This is a genomic window from Paraburkholderia sp. RL17-381-BIF-C (genome assembly GCF_046026435.1).
Classification (GTDB): domain Bacteria; phylum Pseudomonadota; class Gammaproteobacteria; order Burkholderiales; family Burkholderiaceae; genus Paraburkholderia.
The window spans coordinates 1-733 of sequence record NZ_JARESX010000206.1 but is presented as its reverse complement, the minus strand read 5'-3'; the positions used below and the strand labels follow the sequence as shown (position 1 = coordinate 733).

1 protein-coding gene and 1 pseudogene are annotated in these 733 nt (G+C 61.4%); both read right to left on the bottom strand.

Annotated features, from left to right (window positions below; all coding sequences use genetic code 11):
* Positions 1-398: ATP-binding protein (locus P0D70_RS36710; protein ID WP_408188124.1), on the bottom strand; the 398-nt coding region annotated here is incomplete at its 3' end.
* Positions 395-733 (bottom strand): annotated as a pseudogene (locus P0D70_RS36705) (IS21 family transposase); the annotation flags it as partial. The pseudogene P0D70_RS36705 and the gene P0D70_RS36710, both read right to left, overlap by 4 nt.

The window sequence follows — 733 nt, the reverse complement described above, 5'->3', positions numbered from 1 at the left end:
CGGGTGCGAAACCCGGCCTGCGTTGCACGATATCCAAGCGCGACAGCAAGATGGGTTTTACCAACGCCACTGGGTCCGAGGAGCACGACATTCTCGGCACGCTCCACAAAGGCAAGACTGCCGAGTTCGAGAACCAGTGCTTTCGGCACGCCGAGCGCGAATTCGAAGTCGAATTCATCAAGCGTCTTGATTGCCGGGAAGCCAGCCAGACGCGTCAGCATCCGGCGCATTCGCTCCGCGCGTGCCATCGCTTCATCCTTCAAGGCCTGTTCGAGGAAGTCGAGATAGCCGAGCTCGCGTTTCGCGGCCATCTGGCCGAGGTGCGCAATCTGTGTCGGCAAGTGCAGCAGATTGAGCTGCTTGCACAACACAGTCAGTCGTTCGAGCTGTGGCGTCATGCGCTTACCTCCTGTGCGCGGCTGAACGCGTCGTAGATCGACAACGGGTGCTGCAACGGTTTGTTCCACTCCGAGCTCGCGTACCGTGATGCCGGTTTCGGCTGCTGATGCGGCGTCGCGCCCGTTCTAACCGATCGTCCCACGTAGGGTGCCGGCAGTGGAAGAAGATGCGGCCGCTCCTCGAGCAACACCTCGGCCGGAACCCGTTTGGTAGTGCCGTGCACACGGACGTTGGCGACGTCGCGCAACCACAGCCTGACGCGCTCATTGCACACGCCGCAGTCGGCTGTGAGCCCTGCCTGTTTGAGCATTGAAACCAACGGGACCCAGAAGCT